The sequence below is a fragment of the Bacteroides sp. An322 genome (assembly GCF_002161765.1).
Lineage (GTDB): Bacteria > Bacteroidota > Bacteroidia > Bacteroidales > Bacteroidaceae > Phocaeicola > Phocaeicola merdavium.
The window spans coordinates 84,057-101,826 of the sequence record NZ_NFIN01000011.1 but is presented as its reverse complement, the minus strand read 5'-3'; the positions used below and the strand labels follow the sequence as shown (position 1 = coordinate 101,826).

11 protein-coding genes are annotated in these 17,770 nt (G+C 42.6%); 4 read left to right on the top strand and 7 right to left on the bottom strand.

What is annotated here, in order from left to right; genetic code table 11:
* Positions 1-339 precede the first annotated feature (339 nt).
* On the top strand, positions 340-2,535 hold the full coding sequence (gene pnp / locus B5F91_RS07970; protein ID WP_087428555.1) for a polyribonucleotide nucleotidyltransferase: 2,196 nt from the start codon (positions 340-342) through the stop codon (positions 2,533-2,535).
* Positions 2,536-2,717: 182 nt separating this feature from the next.
* On the opposite strand, the gene B5F91_RS07965 is transcribed toward pnp, so the two are convergent.
* From B5F91_RS07965 to B5F91_RS07950, 4 genes are all read right to left on the bottom strand, one after another.
* Entirely contained in the window at positions 2,718-4,427 is a 1,710-nt protein-coding gene (locus B5F91_RS07965) for a RagB/SusD family nutrient uptake outer membrane protein (protein ID WP_087428554.1), read from the bottom strand.
* Between the two features lie 13 nt (positions 4,428-4,440).
* The gene (locus tag B5F91_RS07960) at positions 4,441-7,581 is read right to left on the bottom strand and encodes a TonB-dependent receptor (protein WP_087428553.1); all 3,141 of its coding nucleotides are present in this window, start codon (positions 7,579-7,581) and stop codon (positions 4,441-4,443) included.
* Between the two features lie 385 nt (positions 7,582-7,966).
* Entirely contained in the window at positions 7,967-9,829 is a 1,863-nt protein-coding gene (locus B5F91_RS07955; protein ID WP_087428552.1) for a RagB/SusD family nutrient uptake outer membrane protein, read from the bottom strand.
* A gap of 28 nt (positions 9,830-9,857) precedes the next feature.
* Positions 9,858-12,995, bottom strand: a complete 3,138-nt coding sequence (locus tag B5F91_RS07950; protein WP_087428551.1) for a TonB-dependent receptor — start codon at positions 12,993-12,995, stop codon at positions 9,858-9,860.
* A 238-nt stretch (positions 12,996-13,233) separates the two neighbouring features.
* On the opposite strand from B5F91_RS07950, the gene B5F91_RS07945 reads away from it, so the two are divergent.
* The gene (locus B5F91_RS07945; RefSeq protein WP_087428565.1) at positions 13,234-14,949 is read left to right on the top strand and encodes a DUF5597 domain-containing protein; all 1,716 of its coding nucleotides are present in this window, start codon (positions 13,234-13,236) and stop codon (positions 14,947-14,949) included.
* A 23-nt stretch (positions 14,950-14,972) separates the two neighbouring features.
* Here the strand turns inward: B5F91_RS07945 and B5F91_RS15180 are convergent, their stop codons facing one another.
* The 3 genes from B5F91_RS15180 to B5F91_RS07935 all read right to left on the bottom strand — a co-directional run bounded on the left by B5F91_RS15180 (position 14,973) and on the right by B5F91_RS07935 (position 16,115).
* Positions 14,973-15,110, bottom strand: a complete 138-nt coding sequence (locus B5F91_RS15180) for a hypothetical protein (protein WP_158099901.1) — start codon at positions 15,108-15,110, stop codon at positions 14,973-14,975.
* A 63-nt stretch (positions 15,111-15,173) separates the two neighbouring features.
* Positions 15,174-15,338: a rubredoxin gene (gene rd / locus B5F91_RS07940; RefSeq protein WP_087428550.1), complete on the bottom strand. Its 165-nt coding sequence runs from the start codon at positions 15,336-15,338 to the stop codon at positions 15,174-15,176.
* Between the two features lie 69 nt (positions 15,339-15,407).
* On the bottom strand, positions 15,408-16,115 hold the full coding sequence (locus tag B5F91_RS07935; RefSeq protein WP_087428549.1) for an NAD-dependent deacylase: 708 nt from the start codon (positions 16,113-16,115) through the stop codon (positions 15,408-15,410).
* Between the two features lie 136 nt (positions 16,116-16,251).
* Here B5F91_RS07935 and B5F91_RS07930 point away from each other — a divergent pair, with 136 nt between their 5' ends.
* Both B5F91_RS07930 and B5F91_RS07925 read left to right on the top strand, forming a co-directional pair.
* Positions 16,252-16,836, top strand: coding sequence for an FKBP-type peptidyl-prolyl cis-trans isomerase (locus B5F91_RS07930; protein ID WP_087428548.1), 585 nt, complete (start codon positions 16,252-16,254; stop codon positions 16,834-16,836).
* A 27-nt stretch (positions 16,837-16,863) separates the two neighbouring features.
* Entirely contained in the window at positions 16,864-17,739 is an 876-nt protein-coding gene (locus B5F91_RS07925) for an FKBP-type peptidyl-prolyl cis-trans isomerase (protein WP_087428547.1), read from the top strand.
* Positions 17,740-17,770 lie beyond the last annotated feature (31 nt).

Genomic DNA, 17,770 nt, shown 5'->3' with positions numbered 1-17,770 from the left:
CATCGATTATGAATTCCTTGCTGAAACCGCAGAAGCTATGGTACAGATTGCATTCATCCAAATCATGCTTAACAGATTTATCGAATGAAATCAAAACAGCTTCTAAAAAAATTCGTATGCTAAAAATGGTTTAGTGAAATTAACGGGAGGCAGAAATGGTTTTGCTTCCCGTTTTTTATTCTTACAAAATAAAAGCCTGTTTTCTTTTCCCTAAAAGCATAAAATACTGTAAAAACGAGCAAAGTGTAAAAGTTTTATCTCATATTCACCCGATTACTTCAATATAATTCGTATCTTTGCGCGCGATTTATAGCGAAAAATTACATTAAAACTTTATTTATGATCAATCCTATTGTTAAGACGATCGAGCTTCCTGATGGCAGAACCATCACGCTCGAAACGGGAAAGCTGGCAAAACAGGCAGATGGTGCTGTTACGCTGCGCATGGGTAACACCGTGTTGTTGGCTACTGTTTGTGCCGCAAAAGATGCAGTTCCCGGTACAGATTTTATGCCGCTTCAGGTAGAGTACAAAGAGAAATATTCCGCATTCGGACGTTTTCCGGGTGGCTTCACCAAACGTGAAGGCAAGGCTTCGGATTATGAAATCCTTACTTGCCGCCTGGTAGACCGTGCGTTGCGCCCCTTGTTCCCTGATAATTTCCACGCTGAAGTTTATGTGAACATCATTCTTTTCTCTGCCGATGGCGTCGATATGCCTGATGCATTGGCAGGACTTGCCGCATCGGCAGCACTTGCCGTATCGGATATTCCGTTCGGCGGACCTATCTCGGAGGTTCGTGTCGCACGTATCGATGGCAAGTTTGTTATCGACCCGACTTTCGAACAACTGGAGCAGGCTGATATGGACTTGATGGTGGCGGCTACGTATGAGAACATCATGATGGTAGAAGGCGAAATGGATGAGGTAAGCGAACAAGACTTGCTCGAAGCCTTGAAAGCCGCTCACGAAGCTATCAAAGTTCATTGCAAGGCGCAGATGGAACTGATGGAAGAAGTCGGTTCTACCGTAAAGCGCGAATATTGCCACGAAGAAAACGACGAAGACTTGCGCAAGGCGGTTCACGAAGCTTGCTACGACAAGGCATACGCCATTGCTCAATCGGGCAATAAGAACAAGCACGAACGCGAAGATGCCTTCACCGCTATCTGCGATGAGTTCAAGGCTCAGTTCACCGAAGAGGAATTGGAAGAAAAAGGTCCGATGATCGACCGTTATTATCACGATGTGGAAAAAGAAGCGATGCGCCGTTGCATCCTTGATGAAGGCAAACGTCTGGACGGACGTAAGACGAATGAAATCCGTCCTATCTGGTGCGAAGTAAGCCCGTTGCCTTATCCGCACGGTTCGGCTATCTTCACCCGTGGCGAAACCCAGTCGCTGAGTACCGTCACATTGGGTACGAAAGCCGACGAGAAAATCGTGGACGATGTACTCGACCAACACAAAGAACGTTTCTTGCTTCACTATAACTTCCCTCCTTTCTCTACAGGCGAAGCGAAAGCGCAACGTGGTGTGGGACGCCGCGAAATCGGTCACGGCCATTTGGCATGGCGCGCGTTGAAGGGTCAGATTCCTGCCGATTATCCGTATTGTGTACGTGTGATGTCTGACATCCTCGAATCAAACGGTTCTTCTTCTATGGCTACGGTATGTGCCGGAACGCTTGCCCTGATGGATGCAGGTGTGCCTATCAAGAATCCGGTTTCAGGTATTGCAATGGGATTGATTAAGAACGCCGGAGAAGATAAATATGCAGTCTTGTCGGATATCTTGGGCGATGAAGACCACTTGGGCGACATGGACTTCAAGGTAACCGGAACAAAGAACGGTATCACCGCAACTCAAATGGATATCAAGTGCGACGGATTGACTTACGACATCTTGGAAAAAGCTTTGCTTCAGGCAAAAGAAGGCCGTGAGTATATCCTTGGCAAGCTGACCGAATGCATCGCAGAACCGCGTCCGGAACTGAAGCCGAACGCTCCGCGCATCGAAACCATAACGATTCCGAAAGAATTCATCGGTGCCGTAATCGGTCCGGGCGGAAAGATTATCCAGGGCATGCAGGAAGAGACAGGCGCTATCATCTCTATCGAAGAAATAGACGGTGTAGGACGCATCGAGATTGCAGGTACGAACAAGAAATGCATCGATGATGCTCTGCGTATGATTAAGAGCATTGTAGCCATCCCCGAAATCGGTGAGGTTTACACAGGAAAAGTCCGTTCGGTTATGCCATACGGTGCTTTCGTTGAATTCCTTCCGGGCAAGGACGGCTTGCTTCACATTTCTGAAATCGGCTGGAAACGTTTGGAGACTATCGAAGAATCAGGTCTGAAAGAAGGCGATGAAATTCAGGTGAAACTGATGGATATCGACCCGAAGACCGGCAAGTTCAAATTGTCTCATAAAGTGTTAGTGCCGAAACCGGAAGGTATGGCTGAAGAAAAACCGGCTCAGAACCATCATCCGAAACGCGAGCATAAGCCTCAAAGTCACAAAGAAAAATAATACATTTCTTTATAAAGCAATAAAAAAGACTGTCTTCTATAAGGGCAGTCTTTTTTTATTGCCTATAATCCTCCAAATTCTTAAAAGGAAACTCATAAGAAGAGGTCTCCGTTAACGGCAGATTCTCACGAACCCACCAATTAACAGAGACCTAAGAAAAGCACAAAACTTACAAATAGTAATTACCAACCTAAGAATTCAGCATCTGCAGTTCCCCAACCTGGATTCTGAGTCAAGACACCATTAGAAAGATCAAGCTGAGCCTTTGGTATAGGCCAGAAACCACCTGTTTCTTGATAACGCTTAGCAAAACCGTCACCAAACTCTTGCATTGTTGTTTCTGTTCCCAGATTATTTATCTTAACACCAATTTGCTTTTGCAAAGCAGGCACGACATCGTTCCAACGCATCAGGTCAAACCAACGTATTCCTTCAAATGCCAATTCATGACGACGCTCTTTCTTCAATGCATCCAAGCTATAACCAATTGCCGGTAATCCGACACGAGCACGTACTTGATTCATCCCATCGGCAGTTTCTGTCAATTCTGAATGCATTAACAAGACATCAGCATAACGCATCATAATCAAGTCTTGAGTTTGACCTAACTGATTGTTATTCTGAGCTCCATACATCAAACTAGAATAAACAACCTCACTTCCACTTGCATCATAAGCCAAGATACTCATGTATTTCTTTTGCAAATATCCTGTATATTCCATTTGGTCCTTTGCAGGATTTTGGTCATATTCAATTTCTTCCGGATCTCCAATTACAATGATAGAAGCTTTTATACGTGGGTCGTCCGGTTCTTCCGTTACCCAGTCATCATATAAATTGGGGGTAACAGTTCCACATCCCCAACCTTGTCCGAACGGGAAAGCATTCTGACCGCGTATGCCATAAAATAACGGGAACATATTTGACAAACTAACGTCATTCCATGAACCATATACATTATATTTCGTAGCAAACAAAACTTCTGTATTTACATCTGTTTCCCATGCCAACGGAGAGCCGTCGATGGCTGTTTTACCTGCTGTATATGGATAATCATTAATTGTGTACGAGTTAGTGTAAGGCCACAATTCACGGAAATCATTTACCAAACTATAACCTCCATTAGTCATACAATCTTCCAGCCAAGTTATTACCTGATCTTTTGTCACGCTTCCGCCATCAACCAAAGGCAAAGATTCCTTCTGATAATATCCTGTATAAAATAAGAATACACGTGCCATATAAGCTTCTGCTATATATTTTGTCGCATGTCCCGAAAAACTAGGATCATACGGTTTGTTCGGCATTGTTTCAATACAGTCTTTTAAATCTGTAGCAATCTGTGCATAAATTGCATCTGCTGAAGACTTTGGAAGATTTTCTGCTGCAGAAGCAAGCGGCATCGGTACTTCTCCGAATATTTGTGCCAAATCAGAATACAGCAAAGCACGCATGAATTTAGCTTCACCTATAGCTTGATTTTTTGCAGATTCATCTACCCAATCAGTAATGTTCCCAACCATTTCCAGCATCATATTAGCCCGGAAAATACCTTTATAACATTCTTCCCAAAACGGTTCGAAAGCATCTACACCTACATTCAACAGTTTATCTGTCATTTGGAATGCTTTATCGGCAGAACCACCACCGCCAAATCTATCATCAGATGCTGCTTCCGCTACGTAGAAGATATTTACTGTATGCTGACGGTTTATATGATTTAATGTAGAATAAATGCCTGCCAGCATCATATCAATATCAGCTGATGTTGTAGGGAAATTGCCGGTTGTTTTTTGGGTGTAATTTTCTGTATCCAGAAAATCTTCACAACTGCTCAAAGTTGTCAACCCAGCCAATGCTGCCATTGCAGCTATATAAATATATCTTTTCATATTCACAATCGATTTAGAATTTAAGATTTACACCAACCATATAAGTACGGGGGCTTGGATAGAATCCCAAGTCAATACCTGATGCCCACGAATAAGAATCGTTACCACTTGAACCGACTTCCGGGTCCATACCTGAATAGCCTGTAATGGTAAAGGCATTGATTACAGATACATACAAACGTGCTTGTTGTAACGGCATCTTCGGGAACAACGACTTAAAGTCATATCCCAATGTAATATTCTGTGCACGTAGATAGTTACCGTCTTCTACGAAAATATCCGAGAAGTTCTTCCAACTTTCACTACTTTCCAAACCTTCAATAGACGGCATTGTATTAGAGGTCCCTTCGCCATGCCAACATTCATATACATCTGTTGTAAAGTTTTGCTTCGGCTCACCTAAATACTGGCGGTAAGACTTCACAATCTGATGTCCGAAAGCACCGTTTGCCGTGAAAGAGAAATCGAAACCTTTATAAGCCAAATTAACAGAGAAACCCAAGCGGAAATCCGGATTCGGGTCACCGATCATCGTTTTGTCCGCATCGGTAATTTGACCGTCACCATTTTCATCAACAAATATCAATTCGCCCGGAGCTGCTGTTGATAATTTTGCTGAAGTTGCATCTACTTGTGCTTGATTTTGGAATACACCTGCTGTCTTATATCCCCAGAAATAACCAATAGGATAACCAACTTGTGCACGATAAATTTCACCGCCACTCATTGCTGTAAGTACATCACTTGGACCATGAATAATGCCTTCTGAATTAGCAATACGGGTAACTTCATTCTTATTGTAAGACAAGTTAAAGTTTACTCCATATCTGAAATCCTGTACCATATCGTTCCAGTTCAAAGCTACTTCAAAACCTTTATTTTCCACATCACCTCCATTAATATAAGGAGCACCTGTTCCATAACTTGCCAAAATCGGAGCTTGAACCAGCCAATCTTTTGTCTTCTTGATATAATAATCGAATGCGAAGCCCAAACGTGAACGGAAGAAACGGGCGTCAATACCTAAGTCTAACTGTTCTGAAGTTTCCCATGAAACATCCTCATTGGGGAGAATATTTGCATACGCACCGGTAGTCTGTGTAATCTTGTCTGTTCCAAATACATACGAGTTCTGCGAGTCAAATGCAATTGTTGCCAAATACTGGAAATTAGTGATATCCGAGTTACCGTTTTGTCCCCAGCTTGCACGAATCTTCAAGAAATCCATCCAATCTTGTATATCTTCCATAAACGGCTCGTTACTCATTACCCAACCTGCTGAGAATGAAGGAAAGACACCCCAACGTTTTCCACGAGCAAAGTTAGAAGAACCATCGGCACGCACCGTAGCAGAGAACATGTATTTCTCCATATAATTGTAATTGGCACGACCAAAGAAAGAAGCCAAACGACCAGCAGTTTGAGGACCACCACCAACGGTTGTTAAACTTGAACTGATGCCTTGTGTATTATTCAAATAGGCATAATCAAACAATCCGGGGAACAATGAATTGGCATTTGTTGCAGATACGGTTTCACCGATACCCCATTTTTCCATTGACTGACCGATAACGGCATCGAAAGAATGCCCGTTCTTTTCAAAGCTATACGACAATGTGTTTTCCCAAGTCCATGCCATACCCATACTTTGATCTTGAGAAACCTTATCATTTGAATTTACACTGGCAGACGCCAACTGGAATTTGTCGGTATATGAACGATAAGAAGAACCTTCGTAACGATATCCGAAGCTGGTGCGGTATTTCAAGTTCTTGATAGGTTGGATCTCCAAATAGAAATTGCCACGGAAAGCGTGATTACGGCGTAAGTTCTTGCCTCTTTGATAAACCATTGAAGCAATCGGATTGGCTGCATTAGCATCAAAAGCCCAACCTTCTGCCTGTTGGTCTGCATAGTCATAATAATTTCCTTCGCTATCATATACAGGCATCAAAGGATTGGCAACTAAGAAATTGTGCACGTCATTCCAATAGATGTTACCAATACCGATACCAGCCCGTTCTGTATAGCTGTACAGCATATTTTCACCGAATTTGATGACATCAAACTCATCGTTCTTTAAAACGACATGGTCTGAATTCAAACGTGCGGTATAGCGGCTGTAGTCCGGTTGAGTCGGAGCGCCGATCGTACCTTCCTGACTTGTATATGAAAGACCTATTGAAAACTTGGAAAGTTCGTTACCGCCAGCCAAATTAAACGAATGGTTTTGTGTCGGCGCATTATTGTTTTCAGCTTCTTCCAACCAATTTGTACCATTCCATGTGCCATCCATAATCGAATCATACAAATAACCCGGAAGCAAACTTTGCCAGTCGTATGCACCGTCTTTGCGGTCCATAATTTCCATATATTGGCGTGCGTTCAGCAATTCCGGTTTCTTGGCTATCTGCTGCCAGCCATAATAACCATCATAGGAAACCTGAATCTTACCTTCTTTTCCCTGACGGGTAGTGACCAAGATTACACCGTTAGCAGCACGGGCACCGTAAATCGCAGCAGAAGCAGCATCTTTCAAGACATCGATAGATTCGATATCCGATGGGTTCAGCATATTGATATCGCCTCCGGCTACACCGTCAATTACATACAACGGTGCAGAGGAACCGATAGTACCCATACCACGTACATTTACTTTATAACCTTCACCCGGCATACCTGAACTTTGCGTAATGTTGACACCCGGGCTCTGGCTCTGCAAAGCACCCAACGGACTGACGGTGTTCAGTTTCTGCAGGTCTTCACCTTTTACTTGTACGGTAGCTCCGGTGACCAGCTTTTTCTTCTGGACACCATAACCTACTACCACTACTTCGTCCAACACCTCAGTGTCTTCTTCCAATGTTACATTCAACGAAGTTTGTCCAGCAACTGGGATTTCTTGAGACTTATATCCCACAAAAGAAATTGTAAGTACCGCATCCGAAGGAACTTCCAATGTAAAGTTTCCATCGAAATCGGTAATTGTACCGTTCGTAGTGCCTTGTTGTAATACACTGGCACCAATTACACTTAGCCCTGTAGCATCTTTTACTACACCTTTTACTGTTATTGTCTGTGCCAATGCCCAAACCGGAACCAAGCATAGTAGAAACAACAGCCCTAAGGATTTTAAACCATTTGTGTTTCCCATAACTAAATAATTTTGTAGTTTTACATAGTGTTTCTCTTGTCATGACCGGATTGTATATCCGGAATGACTTATTTCTCATCCTTGCAAATTTAAGCCATTTACATAATCTGCCGCTAGCCCAGATGTAACGAATGATATTATATACGTTACATGCATTATCACGTGCGTTACATAAAATATCATAAACAGAACATTTATACTGTACAGCATTAATTTGCTGGATTTATTTCCGGTTTATACGTTATATATCAAATTATATCGTGATTGTAAACATAACGAGATATGTCCATAAAAAAGGCCTCCGCCTGATAAACTTTAGAAGTCTGTCATAGCAGAGGCCGATGAAAAACACAATTTATTCTTTCACAAGAAATTGATCGTATTTTTAGTTAGCTGCATTTCCATGCATATTCGTGTTAGTTGACAATTCGGTTGACGGAATCGGCAAGCGTAAATGACGATTGTAATCAAATGCTAATGTACCGGTCAAACTTGTTTGTTCTACTTGTAGAGCATTCTTGTTTTTCAAATTGTCCAACATTTTTTCACGATCCGGATCGTTCGGATTATTATACCAACGCATCAAATTAAAGAAACGCCATCCTTCCCAATACAGCTCAACAGAATATTCATGTTTCAATGCACGACGTACACTATTGATTTCCATTCCTTCACAGATAACGGTTCCATCACTTCCTACTACACGACCAACGACCGGATGATTAGCAATAAGTTCTTCAACAGTAGGCAGTGTCCCTCCTTGCAAATACCACATTCCTGCATCAGCTCCAGTTGTATTATATGCTTCCGTATTATTATTAGCACGGTCACGCACTTTATTAATGTATTCTCTTGCTGTTGCTTCGTCATTATTCGCTTCAAGACAGCATTCTGCATACATTAGCAATACATCCGCATAACGGATTACACGGTCATTAATGCCACTACGAAGCATATTCCGGAATTCATCAATACCATATTTGCGACAACCAAACCATTTGCCTCTCCACGTAGCAAAAAGGTCTTCACCTGTATCTTGATTAACATCCGAGAATAATTTTTCATATTCAAGCCATTCTCCGTCTTCTTCACGACCTGCTTCTCCTTTCCCTTTAAACTTACATCCACCAGGGATATACAAGCCTAAATAAGCACGCGGGTCAATGATTTTACCATTTTCATCACGCTCAAATTCGTTATACAAAGCAAGTGAAGGCATACCATTCCACCATCTACCAGACACAGTCGAGTTAGGAGAGGTTATTTCAAGCATTCTCATACAGTCTTGTCCGGTTACTACCCAGCTGTTAATATCGCCTGGAGCAGCCGGATTAAATCCTCCAGTTTCAACACTCTGACTGAACTGTACCTCAAACAATGATTCTTCATTGTTTTCATTCTCTTCCGTTGCATTTTCACGATAGTTTGGTATCAGACTGTATGCTCCTGATTGGATAATCTGCCACAAGACATCTTTGGCTGCTGCCCAATCTGCATCTCCTGCACTAGCAGTTCCGTCCAATATCGGACGTCCCATATAAGCTTTAGCCAAGAAAGCCAATGCAGAACCTTTGGTAGCACGACCTTCATCTTCTGTTCCTTCGTAATTCCACTCGGTCAACAGTTCTGATGCATCTTTGAAATCCTGTATCATCCGTTGATAAATCTGCCCGGGTTCGGCTGGAGGCAACAAATAATCATCGCCACCAGTTGTCACATAGTCACGGTCAGGAATTTCATCACCGAAAAAGTATACTAAATAGAAACGGCTAAGACCACGCAAGAAAATGGCTTCGCCACGCAAACGGTCATACAACTTTTTGTCTTCAGCATCATCTAAATTAAAAGCTCCATCTTGATTTATTTCCAATCTTTCCAAAGCCAAATTAGCTGCATACTGTAAAGTATAAAGATCCTGATAAGTAGCAGACATGCTTCCCAAATCAGCATTCACTGTATATTGGGCGAGGCGTGCTGTTTCCGGTTCTCCGTTAGCAGCTCCACTTGTAAAAGCATATTCATCACTACGGGCATTCAGCATAAACGGCATCCAACGCGCCCATCCTCCTGCACGTTGCAGCATATTGTAAGCTCCATTTACAGCATAAGTCAAATGCTCTTGAGTATTATAGTAAGTCAATTCACTGTCTGCGGAAGGATTAGTGTAAACCATATTCGGTTCGCACGAGCTTAAAGAAATTAAAGCTGTTCCTAAGCAGGCACCTATATATAATTTCATTCGTTTCATGATAATTCTGATTTAGTAATTTGACATTTTAGAATGTTAACTGTATACCAGCAAAGAACTCACGGGTTGCCCAATAAGTTTCGCCAGAGTAATAGTAGGCACCATCTACACCGCGGTTCAAAGTTGAACCTGTATTTGGAACTTGTGGGTCAAACATAGAATACCCCGTAATAGTGAACGGATTCTTTACGCCCATATACAAACGCAAGGATTCTACATGAATCTTTGAAAGCAAACTCTTATCAAATGTATAACCTAATGTAATACGGTTACAACGGAAATAAGAACCGTTTTCAATGAAATAATCAGATGCTTGGGTGTGATTTCCATTCGGGTCATTCCATACAGCACGCGGAACATCTGTATTGGTATTGGCTGGCAATGTAATTGTCTCACCTCCTGCGGTCGTAAATGTTACGTCTTGAGCACGGAAACGGTCGTTCATGTCTGCCATTTGGTTTTTAGCAGCATATCCTCCCATTAATTCAGATTTCCAGTTATTGAAGATTTGGTTTCCGAAGTCTCCTTGCCATAGCATAGAGAAGTCAAAACCCTTATATTCAGCGGTAATGTTCAAACCTAAAGAGCAGTCTGGAAGAGAAGAACCGATGAAAGTCTTGTCACTATCAGAAATTGTTCCGTCACCATTTACATCTACATATTTAAGGTCACCAGCTTTAGCAGATGGTTGCAGACGTTGTCCGTCCTTATTTACATAGTTGGCTGCTTCTTCGTCTGTTTTGAACAAGCCATCAGTCTTATATCCCCAGAACTGTGCAACGGGTTTGCCTACTACACTCATTGTTACGTTACCTACAGAAGTATTTCCTCCTGCCAGTGATGCATTACTACCTAAACTCGTGATTTTATTGCGATAGAAAGAGAAATTCGGAGAGATAGTAAACTTAAAGTCCCCTATCTGTTCACGATAAGTTGCAGCAATTTCAATACCCCAGTTTGTCATACTACCAACATTCATGTTGACCGTATTGATATTTCCGGTAGAACGAGGCACTTGAACAGCTAAAAGCATATCCGTGGTTTTACGATTGTAATAGTCAAATACTAAACTGAATTTGTTGTTAAACATATCCATATCAAAGCCCACACCTGCATCGCGCGTTGTTTCCCATGACAAATCTTGATTAGCAAAATTCTCAATTAACGGCGCGGGAGCATTTGAAGCAGAACCTTCCGGATTAATCTGATTCGGACCGAATGTATAATAACGGTTATCACTTTCTACTACAGATTGGTAATCATAAAGCCCTACAGCATTGGCACTACCAATCCAACCCAATGTTGCACGAATTTTCAAATTATCAAGCCAATGTGAAGTAGCTTCTTTCATCCATTTTTCTTCACTGACTCTCCAACCTACAGAGAAAGAAGGGAAATATCCCCAACGGTTGCCATCTGCAAACTTAGAAGATTCATCTGCACGGAAATTGGCTGTAATCATGTATTTACTATTATATGAATACATTACACGAGCCAAATAAGAGAAATAAGCTTGATTAGTTTGTGAACTAATGATTGTCTGATTATCCGGATAACGGCTTTCGATACCGAATCCGCTGTATTCATTGCTACGGCCTGTAATACCTGTTGACCATCCATCAAACTTTTCAGAAACCATACCCAATACTCCTGAAAGGTTATGCTTTCCGTTGAACGTATGATCGAAAGTAATCAAATTTTCAATCACTTCATGTCCGCTGCCGCCTTTCGTTGTTGTTTGCTGGTTATAAGCTTGTCTTGAATTGGCGCCTAAATCATATTGAGGGATGATAGTAGCATCGTTATTACGTGAATAAGAATAGGTATAAGTCAAACGGTATTTCAGCCAATCGAATATCTTGATTTCACCAAAGATACTTCCCATGGTGCTGACCGAACGATTACGCAATTGTTGGTTATGAAGATACCAAGCCTGATTAGTAATATCATTTCCATCACGACTATTATTTCCGGTTAAGAAAAAGCTGCCATCTTCATTGTATACAGGTAAATTAGGAGACGTAATAAGCATATTCATCAGGGATGCTCCTGTATATCCATTTGTGCGGCTATAGTTCGCAAAAATACGTCCACCGTAAGTAATACGACCTACAGTTCCTTCTACATTCGCATAAATGTTATCAACTTTCACGTCATTCTTATGCATCTGGTCATCATTGTCAGAGTGAGTAGCACCGATACGGTAATTTGCATATTTGCTTCCGCCACTGATAGATACATCGTATTTCTGGTAATTTGTATTGCAGAAATATTCATTCCACCAATCTGTATCGCTTAAAGGAGAACTCGGAGTAGCGACTCCTGTCGGTACAATCTGGTTCCATGTCCCATTGGCGATGCTCGCTGCATCTGAAGAGTTATAATAAAGTTCGTTTACATAAACGCCGTAATCATACGCATTCAACATGTCTACTTTCTTAGTCGGAGAACCAAAGCCCGCATAAGCATTGAAACTGATTTTAGGCTTACCTTCTTTACCTTTCTTAGTCGTAACCAAAATCACACCATTTGCACCACGCACACCGTAGATGGCACAAGATGCAGCGTCTTTCAATACCTGAATGGATTCGATTTCATCGTCATTCGGAATATTGCCCGAAGCGTCAATGATTCCATCCACAACCCAAAGCGGGTCTGTACTACCTGTAATAGAAGCCGTACCACGGATACGGATTTTTCCACCCGAAACGTTTACACCGGCTGTACTTCCTTGCAATGCATCGGTAATGCCACCCGGTGATTTCAACACTTCTTTAGGACTCAAGGTAGCAATAGCTGAAGTCAAGTCTTCTTTCTTCTGAGTACCATAACCTACAACAATTACATTGTCCAGCATTTGTGCATCTTCCGACAATGTCACTTCTAATGAAGTTTTTCCTGCAACCGGTATTTCCTGGGTTTTATATCCCACAAAAGAAATGGTTAATACCGCATCTGAAGGAACTTCCAATGTAAAGTTACCATCAAAATCAGAGATTGTACCATTGGTTGTGCCTTTTTGGACTACACTGGCACCGATTACTGTTTGTCCCGTAGCATCTTTCACTACACCCTTTACTGTAATGTTTTGTCCGAATGCCCATAACGGGACCATACAGAGCAAAAACAACAGTTTTAAAGACTTAAAACAATTTTCGCTTTTCATAATATTAATGTATTAAACGTGTAAAATAAGTTGTTTTTCGATGCAAATTTATAGAAATTAGTCTAACAATAGTAGCCCGAATGTTACATTTTTTACCATGTATGTTACATAAACTGTAATAAAACGGGGATTTATGCCGTATAACATCTATTTCTCAAGAAGCTTTCTTGCTATTCCTTTTATCTTTGTAACAGAAACAATTTATACCGTAACCATTAACATGAATGGACTTAAGCTTATGAAAAAGATTTTGATTTGCATTTTGCTGGTAAATTTTTGCCTGTTGCAAGCCGTTGCGCAACACGTCCCTCATTGGCAAAAGCAGGGTTCTGCCACCCAACTCATTGTAGACAATCATCCTTATTTAATATTAGGAGGAGAATTAGGCAATTCATCCGCCTCTTCACAACAGGATATCGAACGGATTTTCCCCAAATTGCAACGCCTCGGATTGAATACGGTATTAGTGCCTGCATATTGGGACTTGACTGAAGCGCAAGAAGGCACATTTGATTTTTCTTTGACAGACCAAGCCATTCATCAAGCCCGGCAAAATGATTTGCGGATTGTTTTCCTTTGGTTTGGCGCCTGGAAAAACTCGATGAGTTGTTATGCTCCTCTGTGGTTCAAGCAGGACTATAAGGAATATCCCCGCGTACGTACCGAGTCTGGGAAGCCGTTGGAAATAGCCAGCCCTTTCTCGGAGAATGTGTTCCGGGCAGACTGTAAGGCATTCTCTGCATTCATGAAACACCTTGCCGAGACCGATGGAGAAAGGCATACCGTCATTATGATACAGGTGGAAAACGAAATCGGCATGTTAGAAAGCGCGCGCGACCATTCCGAAGAAGCCAACCGATTGTTTAATGCACCTGTCCCGGACACGTTGCTAAAATACCTGAGTCAAAACCGGAAGACGCTTCACCCGTGGCTGGCAAAGAAATGGCAGGAGGCAGGCGGAAAGACAGAAGGGACCTGGCAGGAAGTATTTGGCGCCGATATGTATACCGATGAAATTTTCATGGCGTGGCATTACGCTTCGTATGTAGAACGCATGATACAATGCGGACGGGCGGTCTATGATCTGCCCATGTACGTCAATGCTGCCATGAATAGCCGTGGACGTACTCCCGGTGAATATCCTTCGGCTGGACCGTTGGCGCACCTGATAGACATCTGGCACTGTGCCGCTCCGGGAATCGATTTGTTGGCACCGGATTTATATGACAAAGGATTTACTGATTGGACCGCACAATACAAGCTGCACAATAATCCCCTTTTTATCCCTGAAATCCGGCTGGAGCCGAATGACGGCGTACGTGCCTTCTACGTCTTCGGAGAACATGACGGTATCGGTTTCAGCCCGTTTTCGATAGAAGACGCTCCCGACACATCGGATTATCCTTTAAGCCAAAGTTATCGGAAACTAAAGGAACTAATGCCTGTCATTACCCGGTACCAAGGGAAAGGCGTTATGAAAGGCTTGCTTTTTAACCAAGCAGACAAGGAACGCATATTGGAATGGGACAACACCTTATTAATATGCAGGCATTTCTTTACCTTGCCTTGGGATGCGCGTGCGACCGATGGAAGTGTTTGGCCCGAAGGGGGAGGATTAGTCATCCGTATGGCTGAAGACGAATACCTGATTGCCGGAAGTGGCATTGTCGTTGAATTTAAAAGCAAGGAAGAAGCTGCTCTCAGCTCTGCGCAAGCCAAATTGGGAGAAGACGGATTTGTGTTGAAAGGCGAAGGGGAACAGGCTACTTCAGTCCGTTGGAAAGGCGAAAAGCGCATTGGAATCGGTTCGGTAGACCAAGTAAGTATAGCCGCCGATGGAAGCATGAATTTTATCCGACGGTTGAATGGAGACCAAGATCACCAAGGAAGACACGCACGCATCGGAGTGGATGATTTTCAAATCCTGCACGTAAAATTATATGAATACAAATGAATATAGGTGCATTAGCCAACGCATTAGGCTGCATCATGAATTTCATACGGATGAAACTCCGGTTTCATCCGGCTAGGATCGGCATGGAAGCAGGGTACATAATGCGGACATTCCAATCGGATGCCACAAGCAAATAGAAATACCACAAGAGGCTGTCTCAAAATGAAAGCTTATTTCAATTTTGAGACAGCCTCTTTCCTTATCATACTGCCTTAAGCAGAAGCTTATTCTTCTACCGGCTGGAAATCGTCTTTTCCTACTCCGCAAACCGGGCAAACCCAGTCTTCCGGAAGGTCTTCGAATGCTGTACCCGGAGCGATGCCGTTATCCGGATCACCTTTAGCGGGATCATATTCCCAATCGCATACGGTGCAAATGTACTTTTTCATAATGCAAATCTGTTTTTAAGTTAGTCACTCTTGTTATTTAATGGTATAACAAAGATAAGAAAGATTTGTTCATCCTTGTTCTTTTAATAACATATTTTTCAATTCTTTCATGCCTTCGGAAGCTCCTTTCCTGATGACGTGCACTTTTCTTCCCGAAGCGATAGCGACTTCTTTCGGGTCAATCAGATAGACGGGCACATCGGCAGGTACGTAATAAAGCAATCCCGCCGCCGGATAAACATTGAGCGAAGTTCCGATAATGACGAAGATATCCGCCTGTTCGGCATATCCGATAGCAGTTTCAATCATCGGCACCGCTTCGCCAAACCAAACGATGAACGGACGAAGCTGGGAGCCGTCACCTGCCAAATCGCCCATTTTCACTTCCCATTCCTCAGGTTTCAATGTCTTAATGTATTTCGGATTGTTCGGCTCCCGGCTGGAAGTGACCTTGGTCAGTTCTCCGTGTAAATGGATAACGTGGTGGCTTCCGGCGCGTTCGTGCAGGTTATCCACGTTTTGCGTGATAACCGTCACATCGAAATCCTTTTCCAGTTCGGCTATCAGCTCATGCCCTCGGTTGGGCTTTACGTTTTGCAATTCTTTGCGGCGCGTGTTATAAAAGTCAATCACCAGTTTGGGATTGGCGGCATAGCCTTCGGGCGTAGCCACTTGTTCCACCGGATATTGGTCCCATAGCCCTCCAGAATCGCGGAAAGTACTGATTCCGCTTTCGGCACTCATGCCTGCTCCTGTCAATATTACCAGCTTTTTCATACGCAAGTTCCTCCTATTATTATAATAACCACACAAAAATAAGAAATTTTAATCGCTTATAGAAGCTCTTATTCAAAGAAAAAAGATACCTTTGCGCCGACTAACGAAAAGTAATATCTTTTAACTCAAATACTTTATGGATAAATTCAGTTACGCCATTGGTCTGGGTATAGGCCAAAACTTGTGGAGCATGGGTGCTCGTAATATTGACGTAAACGACTTTGCACAAGCAATCAAAGACGTATTGGAAGGGAATCAGACGGCTATCACGCACAATGAAGCCCGTGAAATCGTAAACAAGTATTTCACCGAACTGGAAGAAAAGGCGAATGCGGAAAACATAGCCAAAGGAAAAGCTTTCTTGGAAGAAAACAAGAAGAATCCGAATATTGTAACCCTCCCCAGCGGACTTCAATACGAGGTAATCAAGGAAGGAAACGGAAAACAACCGAAAGCAACCGACCGCGTGCGTTGCCATTACGAGGGAACGTTGATTGACGGAACCTTGTTTGACAGTTCTATCAAGCGTGGCGAACCTGCCGTATTCGGCGTGAACCAAGTAATCAAAGGTTGGGTAGAAGCACTCCAGCTGATGTCGGAAGGCGCAAAATGGAAACTCTACATCCCGTCTGACCTGGCATACGGAGCACAAGGCGCAGGCGAATTGATTCCGCCTCATAGCACACTGATTTTTGAAGTGGAACTTATCGAAGTATTATAATCAACAATCAAATAAACAATCAAGCAAATGAAAAAAAGTGCATTTTTAATGGCTTTGGCTATTGCTGCAGGCATGGCATCATGCGCACAAGGTCCGAAAGCCAACATGAAGAATGAAGTGGATACCCTTTCTTATATGATGGGTGTCAGCAACACACAGGGATTACAAGACTACGCTTTAGGCCGTATGGGTATTGATTCAGCTCATTATGCTGATTTCGTGCGTGGTATCGAGCAAGGTATGAAAGAAACCGATGCAAAAGAAAAAGCTTACCTTATGGGTCTGCAAATCGGCCAACAAGTAAGCGGACAAATGTTCGATGCCATTAACAACCAAATCTTTGAAGGCGACTCAGTGAACAGCCTGACAAAAGAAAACTTCCTTGCCGGATTTATTGCAGCAGTAAAAGAACAAGCTCTTGTTTCTCCTGATTCTGCAGGCATCTACGTCCGTACACAAGTAGACGCTATCAAAGAAAAAGCGCTAGAAGCCAAATATGCTGACTATAAGAAAGAAAACGAAGAATTCCTTGCCAACAATAAGGACAAAGAAGGCATAAAGGTTACTCCGAGCGGCTTGCAATACAAAGTATTGAAAGAAGGAAAAGGTGCAGTGCCTACCGCAGATTCAAAAGTAAAGGTACACTACAAAGGTACACTGATTGACGGTACAGAATTCGATTCTTCATACAAACGTAAAGAACCGACCAGCTTCCGTGCCAACCAAGTTATCAAAGGCTGGACCGAAGCTTTGACCATGATGCCGGTAGGTTCAAAATGGTTGCTCTATATCCCGCAAGAACTGGCTTATGGCTCACGTAACACAGGCAAAATCAAACCGTTCTCTACATTGATTTTTGAAATAGAATTGGTTGACATCGAAGAAACTCCGGCTAAGAAATAATCAAAGCCTATCAAAATAAAGGGCTGTATCA

What these genes read in the sequence shown, in the direction of transcription:
- B5F91_RS07965 (WP_087428554.1), bottom strand. Translation starts at nt 4,427, where the DNA reads ATGAAAAGATATATTTATATAGCTGCAATGGCAGCATTGGCTGGGTTG.
- B5F91_RS07930 (WP_087428548.1), top strand. Translation starts at nt 16,252, where the DNA reads ATGGATAAATTCAGTTACGCCATTGGTCTGGGTATAGGCCAAAACTTG.
- B5F91_RS07960 (WP_087428553.1), bottom strand. Translation starts at nt 7,581, where the DNA reads ATGGGAAACACAAATGGTTTAAAATCCTTAGGGCTGTTGTTTCTACTA.
- B5F91_RS07945 (WP_087428565.1), top strand. Translation starts at nt 13,234, where the DNA reads ATGAAAAAGATTTTGATTTGCATTTTGCTGGTAAATTTTTGCCTGTTG.
- B5F91_RS07955 (WP_087428552.1), bottom strand. Translation starts at nt 9,829, where the DNA reads ATGAAACGAATGAAATTATATATAGGTGCCTGCTTAGGAACAGCTTTA.
- B5F91_RS07950 (WP_087428551.1), bottom strand. Translation starts at nt 12,995, where the DNA reads ATGAAAAGCGAAAATTGTTTTAAGTCTTTAAAACTGTTGTTTTTGCTC.
- B5F91_RS07925 (WP_087428547.1), top strand. Translation starts at nt 16,864, where the DNA reads ATGAAAAAAAGTGCATTTTTAATGGCTTTGGCTATTGCTGCAGGCATG.
- B5F91_RS07935 (WP_087428549.1), bottom strand. Translation starts at nt 16,115, where the DNA reads ATGAAAAAGCTGGTAATATTGACAGGAGCAGGCATGAGTGCCGAAAGC.
- rd (WP_087428550.1), bottom strand. Translation starts at nt 15,338, where the DNA reads ATGAAAAAGTACATTTGCACCGTATGCGATTGGGAATATGATCCCGCT.
- pnp (WP_087428555.1), top strand. Translation starts at nt 340, where the DNA reads ATGATCAATCCTATTGTTAAGACGATCGAGCTTCCTGATGGCAGAACC.